Here is a 22,707-nt window from a genome sequence, read left to right on the forward strand (position 1 = left end):
GCATCTTGCGCAGAGCCCGTTGCAGCCCCAACCGCCTGTCGTCAATCACCGCCGCCATCCTCACCCTGGAGCGGCAGCGCTGAAAACGCTCACTGCACCGGACCTGGAACGTGTGGAGACGACACGGTCTCGAAGACAGCGGTCATTCGTACTCCTCCTCCTGCGGTTGTTCGGCCGACGAGACGGCAGTGGTACGTCGACCAACGAAGCTGCCCACCCGGCCCAGCTGGCCGGCGGCCTGGGCCGTGAGCTGCTCCAGCGGCGCGGCGCCGGCCAGGGTGCGGGCTGAGCGTTCGAGGGCGGCCGCCCGGTGTGGGCGGGCATGGTCGGCGAAGACCTCATCGAGATGCGGGCCGGTGATCCGGACAGGCCCGATGCGCCGCCCATGGACGGTCAGCGACATGTAGTGCTCGAAGCGGTCCAGGGCGGCGACGACGTCGGGGCCGGGGTGGTCGCCCCACTCCGAGGTGATCGGAGCGACGGCGGACTGCGAACCTGCGGTGGTGGCCAGCGTGGAGGCGTTCTGCACCAGCGACAATCGCACCGCGAGGGGCAGGCGGGCGAGCAGCTGGGTCATGCCGTGGACGTGCACCTTGTACTTGCGGAAGTCCTCGAACATCGCGGCGATGGTCTCCGGGGCGGCGCCGGTCAACGTGATCAGTTCGTCGAAGTACGCCCGGAACGGCACCCGCCGCTCCTCGGGGACGTCGCGGCGGGAGCGCACCGCACGCAGCAGGTCCCGGGCCAGAAGGGCGGTGATGAGCCGGTCGGTGGGCCCGTTGCCTCCCGGGCACACCCATACGATCATCCGGCTGTCCATGGCGGCGCGGATGTTGTAGACACCGGCCGGCTGGCCGAGGAAGGCACGGGTGACGGGATTGGCGGCCAGCCGGGCGATCGGGTTGAGGACCACGGCGAACGCGTCGGGCGGCAGGGTCGGGAAGACGACCTGCCACCAGGAACGGGTCTCCTCATCCAGCCGACCTTCCACCGCCGCGAGTGCCGCCTTGCGGAACGAGACATCGGTGAGCAGGGCCCGCACGTGGAAAACCGTCGCCTGGTCCTCCGGCCGCCCTGCCTGGCAAGCGGCCTCGTTGACGGCCACCAAGACGGCCACGGCGGCGGTGAGGATGGTCAGTGCGCGAGGTGCGCTGGCGTCGTCCCAGCCCAGCGCCGAGGCGTAGGCGTCGGTGACGGCTTCGACGACCTCGTGCGCCACCTGGCCCTGGTGCATACCGATCGGGTTCCACGAACTGACCCGCGGGGCAGGCCCAACGGCGTTCAGATCGATCAGTGCGATCCGCTCGGCCAGATGGTCGTGGGCCAAAAACGGCACGGAGCGGGGCCAGGAGTCGCGGTGCGGGTCGAGGAACATCAGCCCGCCGCCGGCGTGCGCCCAGCCGATCGCCTGCGCCAGGGCGCGTTCGGTCTTGCCGCCGCCGGCCTTGCCCACCCCGACTTCGAACAGCGTCTCATGCGCGTAGGTGGCGACCAGACGCCGCCGTCCATCTGGACTGCGATAGATGCCCTGCAGCAGCAATCCGGGATCGCCGTGCTGGAAGGCCGGCAGATCGGAGGCGAGCAGCGGCAGACGGCAGTGCACGGTGGGCGGCTTGAGCAGGCCGGTCAGCTCCTCCAAGCGGACCCAGTTCGCCCGGGGCGGCTGGCAGTGCCCCAGCGCCCAGCGCCGTTCGAAACCCCGCCGGCTGGGCCAGCGGTCCGCCCCGAACCGCCAGGGCCCCAGGCGCCAGCCGCGCATCGCCCACCGCGCACCACCACCGAACACATCGAGGGCGGCCTGGAGCTGGGCGAGCCGGGCCTGGGCGCGGCCCTCGGTGTCGGAGGCGCACATCACCAGCAGCTGCACCCGCACCAGATGGTCGTCCTCGGCGAGCTTGCCCAAAGCTTCGGCCGCCTCCACCCGGCGCGGGACGGGAGGCATGACCAAACGGCGTCCGCCCGCACCCTGGCTCTGCTTGCCGGTGACCAGCTGCTGCAGCTGCCAGGTCAGGGAGTCCTCGATGCCGCTGGCGTCCTGCCGTATCCAGCGGGCGGCCCGCTGTGCCTCGCGCCGCTCTGCGCGGCGGGCCTGGGCCATCAGCTGCACACGGCGCGAGCGCACTGCCCACTTCGGAGCACGCTGGATGTCGAGGCGAATCTCGGCCAGGTCCCCCAGCTCCGCGCGCAGATCGGACACCGCATCAACGAGCGGCTGCAGCGGGTCGGGCTCAAGAGGCACCTCGCGCAGCGGCGCGGTAGGCCTGCCGCGCAGCACGAACTCGGCCCGCACCACATGCTTGCGCGGCTTGTCCCTGAGGGGAGAGGCCTTCTTCACGGTGACATCCGGTCCGAACGGGGTGATCGACAACAGCCGCTGCGCGCCAGCCGGTCCTTCGATGCGGTAGCGCAGCGGCGCGGTGCCGTCCGCGCGCAGCCGGATCTGCACCGTCTTGGACCGGCGCGGCGCCCACCAGGGCATAGACGTGGAGGCCCTGGCCAGCTGCACTCCGCGGCGGAAGATCTCCTCCAGAGACGGGTCGAAGTGCCGCGAGGGCACCAGCTCCAGCGCCACCCGCTGGGCCGAGGCCTTCCTCGCCAGACGGCGCACCACCATCTCGCTCACGGCCCAGACCATGAGGGCGACCGTGGCAGGCGCGTACCAGTAAGTGATCAACCATTCGACGGTGTGGGCCAGGCTGGTGAGCAGGCCGAGCACCTCACCGGAGGCCTGGCCGCTCAGGTGCGGGGCTGCGGAACCCATACAGAGGCTCCTTCCTGCGAAGTGCGGGTGAAGTACAGGTCGGTGATACGGCCGTCGGTGTAGGTGCCGCCGCGGTCGGTGCCCGCCCACACCAGGTGCACCACCGCCCGGTCCGGGCGGCCGTCGCGGCGGGCGATGGCGGCCTGGATGCGGAACCGGGCGGTGGAGAATGCCGGCGCCAGGCCCCGATTAGAGCCGGGGAAGACCTCGGGCCACTTGCCGCGGCCGGTCCCGGTGGCATCCGCGCGCAGCAGAGCACGCCCGGCGGCCAGCAGCTGCCGCTCATCGCTTACGGAAAGGTCGGCCGGCCAGGCAGCCTCCAAAGCTTTCTGGATGGCCTGGTCACCGGCCGTGCCTTCCCCCTTCGGCGGCAGCACCGATGCAGGCGCCGAAGGAGCCGGTGCGGGGTCGGCCGTGTGAGCGTTGGTGGAAGCAGGTACTGAAGGACTGCGTGGCGAGGTGGTTGGAGCGGTCGGTGCATCCGCAGAGGCTGGCGCGCTGGACGGGTGCGGCATGGCCAGCAGGACAAGCCCGACAACGGCCAGGACCACGGCGGTGACCGCCAGCGGACGCGGTGAGCGCGGCGAGTGCGTGTTCACAGCAGGCGGGCTCCTCCCGCGTAGCCGGACATCGCGTCGACGGGGTCCAGGCGGACGACCGTTCCCGGCCGGGGAGCGTTGACCATCTGGCCGCCGCCGACATAGATGCCGACGTGGTAGATCGTCGAATCCCGTCCGGGCGCGTAGGCGTAGAACACCAGGTCCCCGGGCTCGAGCGCGCTGGTCCCGCTGCTGGCGGGGATGCGCCGCCCAACGCCGGCCTGGGCGGCGGCGGTGCGCGGCAGGCGGATCCCGGCCTTGGCGTAGGCGTACGTGGTCAGCCCCGAGCAGTCGAAGCCCTTGGTGGCCGTGCCGCTCTTGCCGCTGGGCGAGCAGCAAATCCCGTAGGAGGGGCCGCTGGCGTTGCCGCCGCCCCACGAGTACGGCACACCCCGCTGGGAGAGTGCCGCGTCGATGACCGTGCGGACCGTGCCGGAGACGTCCTTCAGGTCCGGGCTTTTGGCGGCCGCGGCGTACTGGTCGATCCAGCTCAGCACATTGACCACGTACTCACTGGAGCGGTTGTACTGGAAGATCGCTGCTTTGAGCTGGGAGCGCTGGCTGAGGTCGCGGCCGTCTCCGCACAGGTAGATCGCGGCGCCGAGGGCTGCGTCGTCGGCATTGTGCGGATCGGCCGTGCCGTCACTGCCGGCGTCCTGGCCCACGCCCTCCCAGGTGGAGGGCAGAAACTGAAACGGACCGACCGCCCGCTCACCGCTCGCGGTGCCGTCGAAGCGGCCGTTGTCGGTGTCCGGAAAGACAGTCGTGTTGCCGCCGGCGCCAGAGCCGTTGAGAAGCACCCCGTAGATCTTCGGACGGATGTCCCCGCCCGCGCTGACGGCGCGGCCGATGGCATGGTTGGACTCGACCTTGGCGATCCCGGCGAGGATCGGCCAGCGCATGCCCCGGCACCGGGGCACTTGCTTGCCGACCTGCTGCACGGCCTTCTTGTAGGCGGCGAGCATGCGCGGCGGGATGCCCGCGGCCGTGCCGCCGTCGACGACAGCACCACCGTCGCCGTTCGCAGCACTCTGCAGCGCGACGTAGGCACTAATCGCGTTCGAGACCGGAGCAGCGCAGCACACCGCGGACAACAGCACCACCACACCGATGCACCCCCACCGCCCCAGGCGGCGCCGGACTCGTCTCACTCCTGCTCACCGTCCTCGGGCGCCCCGGACGACTGCTGCCGGCCGCGCTCCCGGCGCAGCCGCTCGGCCTCGGGCGCGGTCCTGCGCATCAGCTCCTGCATCCGGGCGCGGGCCTCCTCGCGCGCACTGCTGTGCGCGCTGCCGCCGCCGGGAAGCACCGGCCCCTGCGCATCCGTGCCGTTACCGTTCGGGAGCCGGTTCGGTGACGTCGCCGGCGCGCTCGCCTGCGTGGCGCCGCCTTGGGCTGAGGACGCCGACGCGCTGCTGCGTGTGGAGGAGGGCTGAGGACTGCTCGTGACACTGCTGGCATTTGCCGTCTGCTGCGGGGTGCTCGGCCGTCGGCCGGGAGCCGACGCCGATGCGGTGGGGAGCCGGCGACCGCCCGACGGCGCAGAGCTGTCAGGGACGTCGGTGTTCTCCCGCAGCGCGCGGGAGACCTGCCGGGCGGTGTCGCTCCAAGCCCGGCCGTCCTCGCGGACGGTGTTGCCCCACACCCGCACCTGCTGGCGGACGTCCCTGGCGTAGCGCGAACCGGCTGCGTTGGCCTGGCGCACGGTGGCCGGCAGGCCGACGGTCGCCCCGTAGGCGGCCCGGCCGCCGCGGTGCAGGATGCGATAGCCGCGCAACCGCACCAGCCGGTTGTGGGCACGGGTGGACAGCAGGGTGCGGTCGGCATGCTGGTCGTGCAGGACCTCACCGGTGGCGGCGTCGATGATCTGCCCGTCGTCGTCGCGGTAGCGGTCGCGCGGGCCACCGGGCCTGTGCGGTCCCGCGCTTGGACCTGTCAGCCCGCCGCTGCCAGGCCCGTCCGGTCCTTGACCGGGCGTGCCACCGGCGTGCGGTTCGTCGCCGTCGGCGGTGGGCTTGCGCCACTTCGCCAACTGCTCCCGGTCCGGACGCTTGCCGACCAGCAACCAGTGGCCGCCCTTCGCACCCAGCCGCACTCCCAGCCCACCCACAGCTGCCGCCGCGGTCAGCGGGGCGAGTCCGCGCCCGGCCTCGGCGCTCGCGTCGGCGAGGATCCGTCCGGTGTCGACGGGCATGCCCGCCCCGTCGGCCAGGGAGCCGAGGGCACCCATCAACCGCTGCCGGGTGCCGAGCACCCCGAACCGGCCACCGCCGGTGAAGGCACGCAGCCCGCCCCCACCTGAGGTGGCAGGGGAGTGCATGGCCAGCGCGGCGCCGAGCTCGGAGGTGTCGCCGGGCAGGTGGGTACCGCCGACCTTGGCGTAGCGCATCCGCATCGCCATGCGCCGGCCGAAGGAGCTGATGCCGGTCAGCAGGCGGCGGTGCCCGGCCGCCGCGGCGATGGCCAGCACGTCGATCAGCAGGATCCGCTCGATCATCAGGTCGGGGCCGTCGGTGATGGTGGCGTCGACGGCAATCCCGAAGAAGGGGATGAACGCACAGATGCCGACCAGGGCGAGGACGGCGATGCCCCACAGAGACAGCCACTTCCACACCGACTGACGCGGCGGCCCGGGCAGCATGGCTGCGATGAACGTGACGCCGCCGACGGCCGCCGCTGCGGCGCAGATGCCCTGGGTGCCGAGCATCACGATGGCGCTGGACAGCAGCATGCCGCAGATGAACAGCGCCGCGACGAGCAGCAACAAGGCTCCGCCGAGCCGCCACCAGGTCGGCTTCTCCGCGTAGACGGCCGATGCTTTGCCGACATCGCCGGCCTTCTTCAGGTCATACAGGAAGGCAGCGAACTCGCGGTCCTCGTCCGTGACAGTGGCGTCCAGCAGGTCGGCAACTGTCCCCGGGGGGAGGGACCGGCTTATCTCTGCTTCGAGGTCTTCCCTGCTGGGGACGCCCTCCGCGTAGCCGCGCTCGCAGTACTTTCTGGCCGGGCCGCGGATCTTGCTGCAGATGTCCTTTCCGCGGTCCGAGACTTTGACGTCTCCGGCCTTGTAGCCGCCGGTGACCCATTTCAGATGGACGGCGTACGCTTTGCGGTCGGCGGGCTTGGCGGGGTCGAGGATGCGCCCGTACTGCAGCAGCATGTACGGCTTGACGACCAGGGCGTTGGTGACCGAGTCCTGAAGCGGCCGGGCGATGTCGGTGGAAGAGGCCGGCTTGGCGGCCTCCCGCTGGTAGCAGTCGACCTCGGCGGCCCCCGTGGCGGTGGCGCATGGGGAGCTGCTGGCGAGTTTGCCGCCCCAGTGGTAGGCGTTGACGCTCTGCTGGGCGACCTCGATACCCACTTGCTGGCTCTGCCCCAGCGGCCCGCCTGTTGCGAGGAGGTAGTCCGGGCGGACGAACGCCGACGCGGCGAGCGCCGCGATCAGCAAGGTCAGGAACATCTCGCCCACACCGCGGCCGATGCGGCCGCGCACCAGCAGGAAACCGGTGAACACGAACGCCCACGCCAGCAGCAGCCCCTTGATCCCGAGGGTGTCGACGACCACCTCGTCGTAGACCTCGGAGACCTTCTGCGCCGGATCGGTGAGGATCTTCAGCAGCGGGAAGCGGAACGCCACCTCGATCGCCCACCCGGCGAGACCGGCCAGCAGCCGGATCAGGGTGAACAGCCCCGAGAGAGCGAGCGCCAGAGCCTGGGACTTGAAGGCGAGGACGGACCCGCCGGAGGCGTTCAGCTCGTAGCCGTCGATCGGCACTCCCTCGGAAGAGGTGATGTTCAGCGGCGCGAGCAGGCCCTCACTCTCACTGTTGCTGCCCGCCGCGTAGACGACATGGCTGTTGACCATGACGAACATGACGGTGAGCAACGTGACGAAGCTGGCCGAGCGGAGCGTTCCGCGGTCCGGACGGAACATGTCAGTGCTGCCCTCGTCCCGCCGTGTTCCGTCCCCGCCACAGCACCAGGGCGGCCAGACCCGCTGCGGCCGGCACCAGCCTCCACCCCACTGTCCCGCTCGTGTCGTGGTGCCCGGCGGAGGCGGAGGCCTCGGTGCCGCGTTTGCAGTACTCCTTGGCCGGGCCCACGATCGGGCCGCACGGGTTGTGCCGGGCGGGATGGTCCTCGGCGGTGAAGGCCTGCCCGGTGCGAGGCCACCATGCCTCTGGCAGGCTCACCGACAGCACCAGGACGAGCACGCCGACGGCCACGGCGATGACGGTGAGGACGCTCGCGGCAGCAGCGATGCGCCGGGAGCGGCTGAGGGAGAAGGAGCTCATGCGGAGGGTTCCTCTAGACGATCACCAGTGGTAGCACCGGCAAGCGGCGCGGATGCGGGGGCAGATGTGCGGCGTCCCGGTGTGGTGGTGATGGACGTGGCGATGCGCTCGATGCGAGGGATGACGGCCTTGACCCGGCCGGTGTTCTGCCGCGGGCAGGTCAGCAGGAACTCGCCCTCCCGGCCCTTGTGGCCGACCGGGGACAGGCCGGTGGTCACCAGCCGCAGCAGCTCCGGATCATTGGCGTCCAGACCGACGAACTCCAGGCCACGCCGGGCGCGTTCGCGGTCGGCGGTACGGGCCAGCGCCCGGTAGGCCATCAGCCCGCGGTCCGGGCCCAGCTCTTCGGCGTCGTGGGAGCCGGCGATCAGACCGGCGCCGTGCTTGCGGCCGTCGTGGAGGATCTCGTGGACCAACGCGGTGCCCTCGGCGGAGGAGGTGAGCCAGTACAGCTCGTCCAGCACCACCGCGGTGAACCGTTCCGGGTTCTCGAACGCGGTCTGCCGGGCGATCGCCGCGATCAGGTAGAGCACCGCGCGGCCGATCAGCGCCTCCAGTGGCTGCTGGTGCAGCACCTCCGGCTTGTCGAACGCGGCCTTGGGCGGCAGCTTCAGCCCCGTGGTCGTGATGACGATCATGTCGGAGGCGCCGGAGGCGTCCAGCCGCACCGGCGGCAGGGCGGGGTCGAACACCATCCGGGCCAGGGGGTTGGTGGCGACGACCCGGATGAGGCCGGCCAGGGTGGCGGCCGCGTCCTGCCGCTTGCCTGCCTCCCGCGTGGCCATCTCCTCGAGGACCCGCAGCACCTGGTGCATGGAGGGCTGCTTGCCGGCGGCGGCCTGCTCGACAGCGTGGTGCAGCACCTCGCCACTGGTGGACATCGGCCCGATGCCCAGTTGCAAGGTGAGGTAGGACAGGGCGTAGTGACGTCCCTCCGGCCCGTTGAACATGCGCAGCGGGTCGATGGACACCTCCGCCTGGGCGGCGTCGATGATCTGGCAGCGGCCCGCAGCGGCGGTGCGTGCGAAGGTCGCCCACTCGCGCACCGGGGTGCGGTCGATGCAGATCGCGACCCCGCCCCGGGCCCACACCGCTTCGGCGATCAGCTTCTCCAGCACGCTCTTGCCGGCGCCCAGGTCGCCGACGATGCCCATGGAGGCGGAGGCGTCCTGTTTCGGCGCGTCCGCCACGTTGATCATCACCGGGCGGGTGGTGCCGCAGTCCAGGTCAAAACCGAGGAACATGCCGTTGGGATCACCGACTTCACCCACGGTGAAGGCACCGCCCAGCGCCCAGTCCTCGGAGACCTGGTGCTGGGTGAACTCCCGCACCACCCCGGGCCGCACCGTTCCGGGCAGGCCCAGCATGAACAGGGCCTCCTGCAGACCGGCCGGGCGCACCGCCCGGTAGTCGGCGCCGCCCAGCAGCGCGACCAGCGCCCGGGCGCGCGCGTCGCAGATTGCGGCGGTCGGCCCCCACACCGTCAGCACGGTGACCGACTGCACCTCGACCTCCACACTGGTGCGGGACAGGCGGGCGTCCAGCTCACCCAAATCACGGGCGGCCTCCGTGAGCGAGGCTGGCATCCCGGTCGGGCGGGCGTCGTACTGGTCGGCCTGGTCGATCAGCTCGTTCTTCTTGCGCCGTACCTGATCGCGGGCCTTGTCCGCCGGCACCAGGGTGAGGTCGATGGTGTAGTCGACGGGAAAGTCCAAAGCCTCGAGCTGGGCGAACAGATCGGCGGCGTCCTGACTGACCGCAGGCGGGCACTCGGCCAGCACCAACTGCGCCTGGTAACCCACCCCGGCATCGGACTCCACCTGCAGCCACCGTCGCCTGAGCGGGGACGAGGCCTTCAACCGCCACCAGGCCTTGCCGCCCGAGCGCGTCAGCTGACCTGCGCCGTTCAGCTCGTCGACGTCGTCGAGTTCGGGGTCGATGCCGCCTTCCTGGAAACGGACTTGGCCGAGGTCGGCGTAGCTGGGGGAGTGCAGCACCCCGCCGCGGACCTGCCCGCCGTACAGGCTGCTCGTCTCGGCTTCGGTCAGCAGCGGCTCGGGCATGCCGCGGTGCAGGGCGTGCTGGACCATCCACACGATCTCCGCCGGGCGGGCCGGGCGGAAGGCGATGCCGCCGGCGAGCGCGGCCTCCACACGGGAGGCCTGCTCGCGGTAGGCGTTCACCTCCCGCCGGGCCACGGGAACGGTTCGCATGCCCAGCATGGGTGCGACGTCTGCCCACATCGCTCCCAGAGAGGCAGCCAGTTGCCCGCCCGCGGCATCACTCTGCAGCGGCACCGCCAGCCACAGGGTGCGGCGGTGCATCTCCTGACCCTCCAGCAGGTCCAGGGCGGCTTCGACGTTCTCCACCCATGGATGCGGCTGTCCGTCCGGCGCCTGCCCCGCGGGTTCGATGCCCTCGATCATGCGCAGGGCGATCTCCCCCGGATCGACCTGCGCACACAGCCCGAACAGACGCGGCGCCCCGGACAGCGAGCGCACCAGATGTGTGATCCTGGCGAGTTGTTCGTCGCGGACCGCGGCCGGCACGTAGGTGCCCTGCACGCTCTCCTCACGACGTCCCTGCGCGTCGGGGCCGGGGTGCAGCCGGTAGACGGCCCACACGCTGCCGTGTGTCGACCACACCAGGTGCCCGGCGATATGGCGGATCGGCACCCTCACCGCGCACCCCCGCCCTGCTCGGCGAGCGCGAGCAGCCGCTGCACCTCCGACACCGGCCCCACCGGCTCCCGGCGCGCACGTACCGCCGGGCGCCGGGTGGGCACGCGGGATGCCGCTTTACGGCGCGGCCTCCGGCTGGCAGCGCGCTGCGCGGTCTGGTCCGGTACGGCCGCAGGCGCCGAGGACGGGACAGCGTCGTGCTCGATGGTGAAGCCGCCCAGCAGGGCGCGGGCAGCGTGATCCCGGGCGGCGCGCCCGCCGATCCGGCCGCCGTGCGGCTGCCAGGCCAGCAGCACCCAGCCCAGCGCGGCCTGCAGTGGAGCTCGCCCCCCGATCTTCGGGCGGCGCACCGCCCAGACGGCCAGCCCCCACGCCGCGATCGGCACCGGACCCATCCACGACCACAGCGGGATCGTCTTGACCAGCAGGAAGCCGCCGCCGACGGCGACCGCGATCTGTGCCGGGGTGTAGGGGCCGAGCGGAATCTTCCAGTCGGCGACCTTGCCCAGCACCCACGGATGGCGACGAGCCGCGGTATAGAACCGCCCCACTCGTCCCGCGGCCGCGCTCACAGCCAGCCTCCCGGGCCGGCGGAGTGCTCCTGGGAGAGGGTGAGCGGACCAGCATCCTGAGCGGGGCCGCGCGCGGGGCCGGGGATGGCGGGTGCGCCCTGGTCGGGGTTTTTCACCTCGTCCTCGAACATGTCCGCCAGGTCCTCGCGGGAGTTGTACAGCCCCAGCGCGATGATCATCAGCAGCAGGGCGCCGATGCCGGCCTTCAGGCTGAACTTCTGGATCATGATGACGACCACCAGCACGACCAGGCCAGCCTGCAGGCCCTTGGTCGCCCAGTCCTCGAACATGGTGATCCAGCTGTCGCCGAGGTCGTCCAGCTGCCCGGCGAGCACCACGCCGTGCACGCCCATCACGACCGGACCTCCTTCTGAGCGATTCCGGATGCCAGGGCTGCCACGTCCCACCGGCCCGAGCGGGCCTTCAGCTCCAGCTCGTAGGCCAGCGGCCACCGCCCGGCCTCGTCCCGAGCCTCCACCTGCGCCAGGACACGGACCGTGGTTCCGTCGCCCGGCACCTTCTCTTCGGCCGCGGCCTCCTCGACGGCGAGGACCTGCCGGACGGTGACCGCGCGATACGGGGCGGGGGAGACGGCCGGCAGCTGTACGCCGGGCGCGAGATAGCGCTCCACCTCCCCGACCCCAGTCAGGTAGGCGCCCAGGAACTCCCCGACCGTGGACGACAGCTCACCCTCCGGGACGCTCACGCCGTACGGCGACTTCGTCACCTCCGCCCGACCGGGGCCGGCCACCACACCGGGCGCGCCGGTCACCGTGAACGAGCCGCCGCTCTCGTCGGCGGTCACCGGGACGGCGAAGTAGCGCACCGAGGCGTCGGCGTACTGCGCAGCCACCGTCACCCACCACCGGCCGGGCTCGCGCTGCGCACTGCGCACCGCGGTCACCGACTCCAGCCGCGCGTGCGCATCGTGCGCATCGGCGGCCGGGTCGGGCAGCTCGACGTCCGGCGCCAGTGACTGCGCAAGCCGGGCCTGCGCAGTGGCGGCGTCATCGGCGCTGCTGCGCAACCACGCACCAACGAACAGCTGCGCATAGCCGGACGGATCGGCCGCGGTCGCCGTGGTGCGCATCGTGGTGGGCTCGGTCTTCGGGGTGGCCGCGACCGTGGTCGGGCCGGAGACCACCGCCACGCCCAGGGCGACGGGCCCGGCCGCGATCGCGGTGAACAGGACCAGGCGCGACAGGCGTACGCGGCGGTTCATCTTCTCCAGCCGGACGCCCGCGGCCACCACAGCCGCCTCGGGTTCGGTGGCCTGCTTGCCAGGAGACATGGTCAAACTCCCAGGTCATCAACGTGTACGTGCTGACCTCGAGAAAACCCGCCGACCCCGACCAGACCACCGACCATGAAGGCCCGACCAGGGTCACGAACAGGACACAAAACCCGTGGTCGGTCTCATGGTCGGCCCGACCACGAGACCGACCACGGCCCCGGACGCGACCGGGCACGCCCGAGCTCACCGCCGGGCGGGGGAGCTGGCCGCCGGTGAGCCGAACGGCTGCGCACAGGGCGAGATCGCCAGCGGGTCGGACGTGCTCTCAGGAGTCGGTCGGGAAGGTCGGTTGCGCAGACTCTGCCGGTTGCGCAGCCTCACCGCGGACTTGCGCATCCCGCTGTGCGCAATCGGATGCGCACGCCGATTGCGCAGGACCCCACTCCCATTGCACAGAGGTCTGCGCAATCGGATGCCCTGCGGTGCGCAGCCGCGATTGCGCAGTTGTCCGCGACACCGGAACCGCCACGGTCGGAGGCATGGTCGGGGCGGTGAGGACCGTGGTCGGCCCGACCATGAGACCGACCACGGCAGCTCACGGCGCATGTTGCCCGATCGTGACCTGTGGTCGGGGCTGGTGGTCGGCAGTCTGGTCGGGGGCGCCCGATGAGCTGATGGCATGGATCTCGTCCACCACTTTGCACTCAGCGACCCTGGTCATCCTCCGGCGCCACGCCAGCCGCAAAGCCTCAGCGGCGGTGCGGTCAGGATGCGTGGGGGCGCGTAGTGAGCCGCTTCGGCGCGGGGGTCCGGCGCGGGGTGATGGCAGCCGATCAGTTCACCCAGATCGCCAACCGCCTCTTCCGCGACCACCGGCTGTCCTACAAGGCGAAGGGGATCTTCGGCTACATCTCCACACACCGCGACGGCTGGCAGGTCACCATCGCCGATCTGGCCGCCGTGGGCCCCGACGGGAAGGAAGCCATCCGTGTCGCCCTGAAGGAGCTGGAGCACTGCGGCTACCTCATCCGAGAACGCCTACGCCGCGCAGACGGCACACTCGGCGAGATCGTCTACTCCATCACCGACCAGCCCGCCATGCTCGACGCAGCCCTGGGCGAGGTTCCCCCTGCCCTCGCAGCCCCGGTCGCCGACGGTGACACCGATTTCGCGGGAGGAGTCCGGCGCGGGGTAATGGCGGCCGATCAGTTCACTCAGATCGCCAACGGTCTCTTCCGTGACGGTCGGCTGTCCTACAAGGCGAAGGGGATCTTCGGCTATATCTCCACACACCGCGACGGCTGGCAGATCACCGTCAGCGAGCTGGCCCGCCGCGGCAGAGAAGGCATAGACGCGGTTACCACCGGCCTCAAGGAGCTGGAGAAGTACGGCTTCCTGCTGCGTGAACGCCTGCGCAACCCCGACGGCACCCTGGGCGCGGCCGCATACTGCATCACCGACCTGCCTGCACTGCAAAACCCCAGCTCACAGCCAGAGTCGGGTTTTCCAGGATTGGCTGAACCTGTGTTGGCTAATCCCGGCACTAAGAACACCATGAGTAAGAAGACCAACAAGCAGAACACCAGACCCCTCCATCCGTGCGCCCACGACACCGCCACGCGCATCCCCGGACGGACGGACCAGCCACACCCGCCGACCGCTCCCGCGCCCGCTCCGCCGGCCGACGAGATGCACCCGGGGATCCGGCTTCTGCTGGAGATCGGAGCGAGCCGTCCCGAGCTGCTGCTGACGGGCAAGGCGCTGACCGATCAGGGCCGCGTGGTCACCGTGATGCTGGAAGCCGGCTGGAGTGCCGAGCTGCTGCGCCACGTCATCACCGGCCGGCCCCTGCCCAGCCCGGTGCGTACCTCGGTCGGTGCGATCATCGCCGCCCGGCTGCGCGCCGCTCAGGCCTACCCGCCCCCCGCCGTCGTGGCCGGCCACCCGGGTGCGCCCCGGCCGACTGAGCCGCTCACCGAGCCGGCCACTGAGCAGTCGTGGGCGGAGCGGTCCTCGACCAAGGCGGCCGCCCGCACTGTCAATGAGGCCCTCACCTACCGGGCGCTCGTCGAGTGCGCGGGCTGCGGGGTCCCCGGAACCGCACCCGGCGAAGACCTCTGCCCGACCTGCCTGGGCTGGCCCCCCTGCCGCACCTGCCCCGGCCCCACCCCCCGCCGCGCCCACCCGGACGGCGACGGCCGCTGCACCACCTGTGCCACCGCACTGACCCACTCCGTCCAGGTGAGCACCTCGTAATGGGCCCGCTCTGCTCACGACACCGGCCGCACCCAGACAGTTCACACGATCCCTCAGCCTGAGATGACCGCCTCTCCGCTATCTCGCTGCCCTATTCGTACGCGATCCGCACGGAGAAAGTACGCTATCTGTACGGTTCAAAGGGTAGAATGCTGGTCAGGAGGTGTTTCATGTCCGAGTTGTTCGAGGCGGTCGACGCACTGGTTGCGTCCCGTGCTCCGCTGCCGCCGGCGCAGGAGCGCAAGCGGCTGCGCCAGGCGCACGGCCTGACGCTGGACGAAGTGGCCACCGCGCTGAAAGTGCGCCGGGCGACGGTGTCCGGCTGGGAGTCGGTCAAAAAGACAGTCGAGCCGCGGGGCCCGGAGCGTGAGGCTTACGCGCGGCTGCTGAACAAGCTTGCAGAGCTTTACCCCGCGCCCTCAGCACCGGAGGAGTCAGCCGCCCCGACGACACCGGCCACCTTCACCGCCGCGCCCGCCCCGGCGGAAGCACAGACTCTGCCCCCGGGCCCGGCGCCCGATACTGCGGCTACGACTGCAGCCGGGAACACCCAGATCACCCCTGACCCCCTTCCTCCTGCTCCGGCGGTCGCGCCGCGTCCGGCGCGCACCACCGGGAGCGCGTCGACGTCGCGCCGCCCTGCCGCACGGAAGGCGGTCCCGGTCGGCACCCCGGCGGGCGGCTCCGACCCGCGCTTCGAGAACGGGCCGCTCGCGGTCGTCGACGTCGACACCGACGGCCAGGTCCTCGCGTACTGCACCGGCGGCCTGGTCCTGGACGTGCCCGCCAAGTCCCTCCCGGTCCTGGTGGAGTGGACGCTGAAGGAGGCCAGGCTCGGTCAGCCGAAGCTGTCCGGGCCGGGCAAGGACGCCGACCCGCTGCTGGTGCTGACCGAGGCCGCGCTGGAGCGCTACGGCCTGCCCGTGGCCCTCACCGAGGAGGAGCGCCTCGCCGGGCGCCTGCCGGAGGGCCACAAGGTCATCAAGCAGCTGGCCCGCGCGGACTGGAAGCTGACCAAGCGCGGCTTCGGGCCGTGGGCGCGGATCTACCGGCCCGCGACCGGTTCGGAGCGGGCCTGCGTGCAGCTGTGCATCCCGTCGTGGAACGCGCTCGATGCCCGCCACTGGGGCAACGCCGCCCAGCTGCCGCCATCGGACCTCGCCCGCGTGCTCGGGGTGTACGCGTCCCGCGTGATGACGCCGCGCGGCTCGACCGCCGTCACCGGCCTGGAGCTGATGACCGCGCTGCACCCGCCGACCCGCGCCTCCGAGCCCGACGCCGACGGCCGCAGGCACTCCGAGCACAACCCCGGCAGCTTGGGCAAGGACCCGGTGGACTGCGCCCCGTGCGAGGCCCCCGACGGGCACCCGCTTCTGGCGGACCTGCCGCGCTTCCACGTCCGCGGCCCGGCGGAGAAGCTGTTCGAGGAGGCGTACGACTGGGCGCGGCCGATGACCGATGCCGAGTGCACCCTGCGACACCTGGTCGGCATCGACGTGAACATGGCCTTCGCCGCCGGAGCCAACGGCCTGATCGTCGGCCTCGGCGCGCCCACTCACGTCACCAACCCGGTGTTCGACCCGAAGCTGCCCGGCTCGTGGCTGGTGGACCTGTCCCACGTCGACCTGTCGAGGGTGAAGGCCGGCAAGGAGTGGGTGGAGCTGGACGGCAGCCTGTTGCCCTCCCCGTTCACGCCGAAGGGCGAGCGCCCGGAAGGCCCGGCCTGGTACGCGACGCCCACCGTCGCCTACGCGGTGGAGCTGGGCTACGAGGTGCGGCCGATCGAGGCGTACGTCCGGTACGAGAACGGCCGCTACCTGGACGGCTGGTACCAGCGGCTGCGCGACGCCTACCTCGCCACGATGGCCGACCTCGGCGTGCACGCGGACATGGCGCCGGCGGACTTCCTGGCGGCGATGGACGGCTACAAGGAGCGCGATCCCGAGCTGGCGATCGTCGCTGCGGCGATCAAGGCGACGGTCAAGGGCGGTCTGGGCAAGCTGCGTGAGCGCCCGCGCGGGGAGGGCTGGCGGCCCGGGCAGCCGTGGCGGGCGCTGTCCCGGCCCACCTGGCGGCCGGACATCCGCGCGGCGGTCATCTCCCGCACCCGGATCAACCTCCACCGCAAGATCGTCAAGCATGCGGCGTTCACCGGCCAGTACCCGGTGGCGGTCCTGTCCGACTGCGTCGTCTACGCGGCCGACGGCACCAGTCCGCTGGACTTCCTGCCCTACCGCCAGGGCAAGCCGCTGCCCGGCGGCTTCAAGCTCGGCATCAACCCCGGCCTGGTCAAGCACGAGGGCACCCAGACCGTCCTGTGGGGCGAGGAGGTCCGCGAGCGGTTCAACGCTCCGGAGCTCAACCTCGCCCGCTACATCAAGGACGGTACCGTCACCGACGTCGACAACGGAGAGTAGGAGAGGGCGACGATGAGTCTGTTCGGGGACGGCCTGGACGCCGCGGTGCAGAAGGCGTTCACCCGCCCGGCGCCCAAGAGCGCGCCCGCGCAGATGCGCTATCTGGTCAAGCAGCTCAAGGGCACCAAAGCCGTGGCGCAGATGCTGCGGATCTCCCAGCGCACCGTCGAGCGGTACGTGAAGGGCCAGATCAAAAAGCCCCGTCCCGACCTTGCCGCGCGTCTGGAGCGCGAGGTGAAGAAGCGCTGGCAGCCGCAGATCAGGGCCAAGGCCAGGGCGAGGGCGGCCACCACCGGTGGCATCGTCATCGACACCCGCGCCCGTCTCGGCTACACCGCCCCCGTCGGGTCGACGGACGAGTCCCGTATCCGGCACCTGACCGTCGCCCTGCCCCCGCAGCACGCCGCCCGCCTCTTCGACGCCCAGCAGGCCGGCGCCAACGACCAGCAGCTCCAGCAGATCGTGGCCGACGCGCTGCGCGAGGTGTACTTCCAGGACGGCGGTCGCCGCGCCGGCTCCCTGGAGGAGGTTCGCTTCACCGACATCGAACACCTCGAGTTCGAGCTGTAGCCACCACCGCACACCACGCGCGCCCCGGACCGATACGCTCCGGGGCGCGCTCGCCTATCCACCAGCAGAGGCGGCCGGCAGCGTCACAGGTCAATCCAGGGGTGGGGTGTGCCGCCGGTCAGGGGCGTCCACACATCCTGGGCGGGGCCGTGCTGTTCGAGGTCCTCGAGGACGGCGGCTCCCAGCGGCACCTCGCGGGCGAGCGCGGCGACCAGGGGGTGCTGGGCGGCCATCGCCTGCAGGTCGCTGATCCTGCCCTCCAGCCGGCTGCGGGAGGCGCCGGTGAGGACGAACAGCACACGGGGGAAGACCGGATACCAGCGCATCCAGCCGGGCTCCGCGGCGACGCGCCGGCGCCGGCCGGCGGGCTGGGCCTCGTACTGATGCAGCCGGGCGTACTCGATCAGCTTCACCGCCAGGCGCTCGCCGCTCATGGTGGCGCGGTCAACCTCCACGAACGCGCGCAGCTTACGTCGCTGCTCACCCCTGACGACGGTGTAGTACAGGACGGCGTCGGCCACCACCCGCTCCCCCTCGCCGATGGAATGCGACACCTCCGGTGTCCAGTCCCAGGGGCCGTGCTCGTGCCCGAGCCGGCGGGCATCGGCGGCGAAGGCCAGATGGGCGCGCACCACGGTCAGGGTGTGCGCTGTCTTCAGTGACGCCGCCGTGGTGGAGGTGATCGGGTAGGGCGGCCGCCCCCGCAGGATGGGCAGGTCCTTCGTCAGGCGCGCACCGTCGGGGGTGAGGTACCAGGCGTGGGTGCGGGAGCGGTCCGAGCCGGGCAGCACCGTGTAGTCGACGAAGCCGTCGCAGCGCAGCTTGTTCAGGACGCGGGAGATCAGCTGCCGTGTGCCGTCCGGGCGCAGCATCCGGCGCAGCTGGCCGGTGGTGGCGATACGGTGCTGAGCGAGCGCGGCCAGCACCTGATGACGCAACGGCTCAGCTCGGCTCCGGGGCGGACTGGTCACGGCAGCGCTTGGGGCAGGAATGGTCATGGTGATCCTCATCAGAACCTCGGGTGCGGATAAGGAGAGCGAAAGCCCCCGACCAAACCCCCGACCATGAAGCCCCGACCACGGTCACGAACTGAGAACATCCCCGCCGACCAGGCGGCGGTCGGCATCCACGGGCCCGACCATGAGCCTCTCGCGGCGCGCGACGACCACGCCCGACTCAACGGGCGGGGTCAGGCGGCCCTGAAAAGGCGGCGATGGCCGGTCCGCAGCAGCATCTGCTGCTGCGGGGCGTGGTGGCGAGCCACGCCATGCCAGCCATCGCTGCGGCACCCGGCCCGCAGGGGGTCAACAGCCCGTAGCCGGATACCGCGTCTGTGAGGGGCGGTGGGCACATGCGGCCACCTGCCCGTTGTGTCAACTGCCTTGGCGCTGAGCGGCCTGCTCGAGGATCCGCCGACGTGTCCAGCGGCGCCGCCCGCCCTTCTCCGTGACGGCGTCCACGGTCTGCAGCAGGGGCAGGTTCCCCTGCCCCAGGCTGCTGCTGAAACTGTTCAGGCTCTTGAAGCCCAGCAGGGCGGCGGCTTGTGATGCACCCAGCAGCTCGTCCGGGTCGCCGTCGACGGGGACATCGGGCAGGGCAGGCGCTGGGCGCTTGACGCTGCGCCTGCCGCTGCCGGGACGGGTGGCTTGCCAGTCCAAGAGCGTCTGCACCCGCCACTTCGGCCGGCGGTAGGGCCGTTGCGGGGTGCCGAGTTCCTCGATGGCGTCCGGCTCGGGGAAGTAGCCGGGGTGGTCTCGCAGATAGGTATTGACCTGCTGGGGGTTCTTGTAGCCGAGGAACCTTGAGGCCTGGGCTCCGGTGAGCAGCTCATCGGGATCGAGAGCGGGAGGCTTGTGCTGCTGCAGGCGGGGCGGCTTGCGCTGTGCGAACCACTGGTCGACATCGCTTTTGTTCCATTGCCGGGCGCGGCCGCGCATGCCGGCGATCTCCGGGAAACCGTTGGTCTCCCGCTCCAGGTACAGCGCGCTGATCCGGGCGGGAGTCAGCCCGTACTCTGCGGCGATCTCTGCGGCCTCCACGAGGCGCGGTGCGGATCGGGCAGCCATGACTAGACATCCCATCCTGTAGCGAGGAGCCGGCCTGCCCGACTCACAACGCATATAATGGAGTTTGTTTGGGGTGGATGTCCAGTTGTCCGACCGATCCCAGCGATAATGCTTCAGCTCACTCTTCGGGGATCAGGCACACGCCGCGGCGGGCGGCGTCCTCGGCGATCTGTGCGTAGGCCATGGCCGCAGGTGTGAGTTCCCACTCGGCCAGAGCCAGCAGCAACAGCAGCTCCGTGCGCTCCGAGGACTCATCGCCCGGCATGCCGGCCGCAGCCGTGGCGGCCACCAGGTCCGCCGTGGGCAGGGCGCCGAAGCGGGCCTCGATGTTCTGGCGCAGTTCTTGAAGACCCTGCTGGTACAGCTCGCTGGCTTCGCGCAGGAGCAGCAGCAGATCGGCGTCATGACTGGCCGGGACGGCTGCAGCCAAGTCGAGGAGGCGCTGGGTGGTAGTCGTCATCATGAGCAGTATCCCTCCACGAGGGTGATGAGAAAGGGCACCGGTCAGGTACAGCCGTCGCACGCCAGTTGGTGCCGGGCGGCGAGGTGGACGGCTTTGCGGGGTGGCTGTTGCAGGGCGGTGCGGATCTGCCTTTCCAGCAGGTCCATGTCGGGGCCGTCGTCCGGCAGGACGATGCCGGGGTCGGGGGCGGTGGGCAGGCGGCTTTGCTCGATCAGGTCGGTGATGCGCCAGTCGGGACGGAAGCTGTCGCCGCGGGCGGATTCGACCTCGGCGTACAGCGCGGCGAGCCGGGGCCGGCGGGCGATGGCCAGCAACAGGTCCCGCTTGGAGGCGAACACACACAGCGAACAGGAGCAGCGGCTGGTGCCCTTGAAGTCCCCGGCACCGGGGAAGGAGTCGTAGGTCCAGTGGTAGGGCACGGGGGCGTCCTGGTGCCATTCGAGGACCGCGGCGGTGGGCCAGTCCTTGACCGGCAGCCACTCGTCGACGATCCGTGCGCTGTTGGTCAGGACGTTGCGGTAGGCGGGGTGGTGGGCGCGGTCGCGGCTCTCGTCGGCCCGCAGTCCCATGACCTTCAGGATCCGCACCGGGCGGCCGAGCTCGCGGCGCAGCCGGCGCACCAGGGGAGTCCAGGCGGTGGAGATGATGGACTCCTTGGCGTACTTGCGGCAGTAGGGGCTGCCCATGCGGGGGAAGCGGCCGTAGGCGGCGATCTCGGTGAGCAGGAACGCGGGCCGCGCGACTTCCACATGGCGGTCGGGCGGGATGCCGCAGGCCGCGCTCTGGGCGGCGGCGAGCTCGGACATCGACGCATAGCGCGTGCCGTCGACGTGCACGGCCGGCCACTCCAGCGGTCCGAGCGTGGCGTGGTAGGTGATCACCCGGTCGGTGACCCCGGCCGCCGCGGCGTCCTGCATGAACGACCACAGCATGACGCCGCTGTCCTTGCCGCCGGACAACTGCGGGGCGAGCAGGTCGTAGGCGGCCAGGTCCGGGGTGCCGGACAGGCAGACGGTGGGGCGTACGGACATGACTGCTCCAAAGAAGACAGAGGATGAGAGGGATCAGGCGAGGGGGAGCCGGGCGGCGGAGCCGGAGAGCAGGGCGCGCCACTCGCGCTCGAAGTGCTTGTCCTGCTTGTCGATCACGCGGGCGGGAGCGGTGACGAACAGCTCCTCCGCCATCGGCCAGGCCTCACGGCGAGGGCGCAGCCAGGCGCGGGCGCACCCGTAGAGCGGGTCGTGCTCGACGTCGACGCCGTGCCGCTCGGACACGGTGATCAGCCGCCGGGCCAGCTGCTGCGGGCGGCCGATGTCGACGCGCTCGGTGGAGCGCATCACCGGGCGGCGCTTGCCGGTCTCGGACAGCAGGAACAGTCGGCGCACGTGGTAGAGCGCCCAGGGCACATCGAGCTCGCGCTCGAACGCCTCCAGGCACGCGCGGTCCCTGGGCCGGGAGGGGTCGAGGAGCTCCAGCAGGCTGCGCTTGCCGTACAGTCTGGCGTTCGGGTTCAGGCTCATCGCCGTGTACTCCAGGCGCAGCACCTCACCGGCGATGTCCGGGTGCGAGCGCATGCGCTCCAGGTGGGCCGGCAGCGCGCCCATGGAAACAGGGAAGCAGCAGAAGGTGCAGTAGCTCTTGGGCCAGTGCACGCCGAAGCGCTCCAGGAGGTAGTCCTCGCACTGCCGGCGGTGCCAGCCCCAGTCGATGAGCGGATAGACCCCGGTGCGCCCGGGGATCCTCGAGGCGGCCGCGTCACCGAAGCGGCGCCCGGGCTCGTCGGCGTTGAAGCCCATGATCTGCCGGAACGGGCGCCCGCCCATCACCTGCATCAGCCACCGGTCGCCGACCTCGCCCTTGGCGCGCAGGCTGCATTTGCGGGTGCCGGCCTGCTGGGGGACGGTGCCGACGGACTCCAGCTCGTCCCACAGCGTCCACGGCCCGCGGGCGAAGAGCCGCTCGGGGCGGCGGGAGTCGTCCAGGACCGTGATGCCGGCCGCCTTCGGCTGCCCGGAGCGGGACAGCTGCACGAACCGCACCCCGTGCTCGCGCAGCAGCGGCAGCATGAACTCCTCCACCAGCATCCGGGTCTCGGGCCACTCACTGCCGGTGGCCATGTACAGCACGGCGGTGCGCTCCAGATCGATGCTGTGCGCGGCGGGGTTGGTGAGGATGCGCGCGAGGTAGGCGGTGGAGTCGGCGCCCAGGCCCCAGTTGATGACGGTGTCCACCTCGTCGGCGGTGCTCAGGCCGGGCAGCGACGGCGTGTATGCGGCTGCGGGCATGGTGGTTGCTCACTCCTTCGCGGTGCGCTCGGGCAGGCGGTGGGCGGGGATGATGAGGACTAGGTCGTCGGCGGGCCACGGGTCGCAGGCGTGCCAGGGGTGGCCGTTGGAGAGCATCACCACGGCGCCGGGATGGTCGGCGAGGTGGCAGCACACGCCGCATCCGCAGGCCGGGTCGTAGGGCTCGGGGCGGGCGGTGTACTGGTCGTTGAAGTAGTCGGCGTCGCCCATGCCGACGCCGGCGAGGATCAGGTCGCCGTCGGCGACGTCGCCGGCCCTAGCCACGCGCGCGTGGACGGGGTCATGCAGCAGCGGGGCGTGGTCGGCGTCCTCGGGGTGGGCGGTGACGACGGCCTGGAAGAAGTCGACGGGCTCGGGCACGGAGCAGCCTCCCGGGCTGGGTTTGACGGTCGGGACGTCGGAGCGGGGCGAGCGTTCGTGCGGGGGCCGGGCACAGCGCGGCGCGCTGCTCGGCGATCAGGCGGGCGGTGCCGTCGGAGCGGACGTC

General features: G+C 71.3%; 18 protein-coding genes. 3 read left to right on the forward strand and 15 right to left on the reverse strand.

Features of this window, described 5'->3' with window-relative positions:
- Window positions 1–142 precede the first annotated feature (142 nt).
- The 9 genes from FHS37_RS37010 to FHS37_RS37050 all read right to left on the reverse strand — a co-directional run bounded on the left by FHS37_RS37010 (window position 143) and on the right by FHS37_RS37050 (window position 12,199).
- Window positions 143–2,761 carry an ATP/GTP-binding protein gene (locus FHS37_RS37010; protein WP_184829429.1) on the reverse strand — a complete coding sequence of 873 codons (2,619 nt, stop codon included), beginning with the start codon at window positions 2,759–2,761 and terminating at the stop codon, window positions 143–145.
- Complete coding sequence (locus FHS37_RS37015) at window positions 2,737–3,138, reverse strand: hypothetical protein (protein ID WP_229890251.1); 402 nt, start codon at window positions 3,136–3,138, stop codon at window positions 2,737–2,739. Before FHS37_RS37015 ends, FHS37_RS37010 begins: the two co-directional genes overlap by 25 nt.
- A gap of 218 nt (window positions 3,139–3,356) precedes the next feature.
- A complete protein-coding gene (locus tag FHS37_RS37020) occupies window positions 3,357–4,466 on the reverse strand; it encodes a C40 family peptidase (RefSeq protein ID WP_229890252.1) in 1,110 nt (369 codons plus the stop codon).
- Window positions 4,467–4,507: 41 nt separating this feature from the next.
- Window positions 4,508–7,294 carry a hypothetical protein gene (locus FHS37_RS37025; RefSeq protein ID WP_184829433.1) on the reverse strand — a complete coding sequence of 929 codons (2,787 nt, stop codon included), beginning with the start codon at window positions 7,292–7,294 and terminating at the stop codon, window positions 4,508–4,510.
- A 1-nt stretch (window position 7,295) separates the two neighbouring features.
- Window positions 7,296–7,655: a hypothetical protein gene (locus tag FHS37_RS37030; protein WP_184829435.1), complete on the reverse strand. Its 360-nt coding sequence runs from the start codon at window positions 7,653–7,655 to the stop codon at window positions 7,296–7,298.
- Window positions 7,652–10,336, reverse strand: coding sequence for an ATP-binding protein (locus FHS37_RS37035; RefSeq protein ID WP_184829437.1), 2,685 nt, complete (start codon window positions 10,334–10,336; stop codon window positions 7,652–7,654). The genes FHS37_RS37030 and FHS37_RS37035 overlap by 4 nt, the downstream gene beginning before the upstream one ends.
- Entirely contained in the window at window positions 10,333–10,908 is a 576-nt protein-coding gene (locus FHS37_RS37040; protein WP_184829439.1) for a hypothetical protein, read from the reverse strand. The genes FHS37_RS37035 and FHS37_RS37040 overlap by 4 nt, the downstream gene beginning before the upstream one ends.
- Window positions 10,905–11,261: a hypothetical protein gene (locus tag FHS37_RS37045; RefSeq protein WP_184829441.1), complete on the reverse strand. Its 357-nt coding sequence runs from the start codon at window positions 11,259–11,261 to the stop codon at window positions 10,905–10,907. Before FHS37_RS37045 ends, FHS37_RS37040 begins: the two co-directional genes overlap by 4 nt.
- Window positions 11,261–12,199 carry a conjugal transfer protein gene (locus FHS37_RS37050; protein WP_184829443.1) on the reverse strand — a complete coding sequence of 313 codons (939 nt, stop codon included), beginning with the start codon at window positions 12,197–12,199 and terminating at the stop codon, window positions 11,261–11,263. Before FHS37_RS37050 ends, FHS37_RS37045 begins: the two co-directional genes overlap by 1 nt.
- A 729-nt stretch (window positions 12,200–12,928) precedes the next feature.
- On the opposite strand from FHS37_RS37050, the gene FHS37_RS37055 reads away from it, so the two are divergent.
- From FHS37_RS37055 to tpg, 3 genes are all read left to right on the forward strand, one after another.
- Entirely contained in the window at window positions 12,929–14,398 is a 1,470-nt protein-coding gene (locus FHS37_RS37055; protein ID WP_184829445.1) for a hypothetical protein, read from the forward strand.
- A gap of 170 nt (window positions 14,399–14,568) precedes the next feature.
- Window positions 14,569–16,815, forward strand: coding sequence for a telomere-associated protein Tap (tap, locus tag FHS37_RS37060; protein ID WP_184829447.1), 2,247 nt, complete (start codon window positions 14,569–14,571; stop codon window positions 16,813–16,815).
- Between the two features lie 12 nt (window positions 16,816–16,827).
- A complete protein-coding gene (tpg, locus tag FHS37_RS37065) occupies window positions 16,828–17,385 on the forward strand; it encodes a telomere-protecting terminal protein Tpg (protein WP_184829450.1) in 558 nt (185 codons plus the stop codon).
- Between the two features lie 83 nt (window positions 17,386–17,468).
- Here tpg and FHS37_RS37070 read toward each other — a convergent pair whose 3' ends face one another.
- The 6 genes from FHS37_RS37070 to FHS37_RS37095 all read right to left on the reverse strand — a co-directional run bounded on the left by FHS37_RS37070 (window position 17,469) and on the right by FHS37_RS37095 (window position 22,580).
- Window positions 17,469–18,383, reverse strand: coding sequence for a replication-relaxation family protein (locus FHS37_RS37070; RefSeq protein ID WP_184829452.1), 915 nt, complete (start codon window positions 18,381–18,383; stop codon window positions 17,469–17,471).
- A 375-nt stretch (window positions 18,384–18,758) separates the two neighbouring features.
- Complete coding sequence (locus FHS37_RS37075) at window positions 18,759–19,451, reverse strand: hypothetical protein (RefSeq protein ID WP_184829454.1); 693 nt, start codon at window positions 19,449–19,451, stop codon at window positions 18,759–18,761.
- 118 nt (window positions 19,452–19,569) lie between these two features.
- Window positions 19,570–19,911, reverse strand: coding sequence for a hypothetical protein (locus FHS37_RS37080; protein WP_229890255.1), 342 nt, complete (start codon window positions 19,909–19,911; stop codon window positions 19,570–19,572).
- 44 nt (window positions 19,912–19,955) lie between these two features.
- A complete protein-coding gene (locus tag FHS37_RS37085; protein WP_184829458.1) occupies window positions 19,956–20,945 on the reverse strand; it encodes a phosphoadenosine phosphosulfate reductase in 990 nt (329 codons plus the stop codon).
- A gap of 33 nt (window positions 20,946–20,978) precedes the next feature.
- Window positions 20,979–22,199, reverse strand: a complete 1,221-nt coding sequence (locus tag FHS37_RS37090) for a hypothetical protein (RefSeq protein ID WP_184829460.1) — start codon at window positions 22,197–22,199, stop codon at window positions 20,979–20,981.
- A 9-nt stretch (window positions 22,200–22,208) separates the two neighbouring features.
- Window positions 22,209–22,580 (reverse strand): hypothetical protein, encoded by a 372-nt coding sequence (locus tag FHS37_RS37095; protein WP_184829462.1) that lies wholly within the window; start codon window positions 22,578–22,580, stop codon window positions 22,209–22,211.
- Window positions 22,581–22,707 lie beyond the last annotated feature (127 nt).

This window comes from Streptomyces griseomycini (genome assembly GCF_014203535.1).
GTDB lineage: Bacteria > Actinomycetota > Actinomycetes > Streptomycetales > Streptomycetaceae > Streptomyces > Streptomyces griseomycini.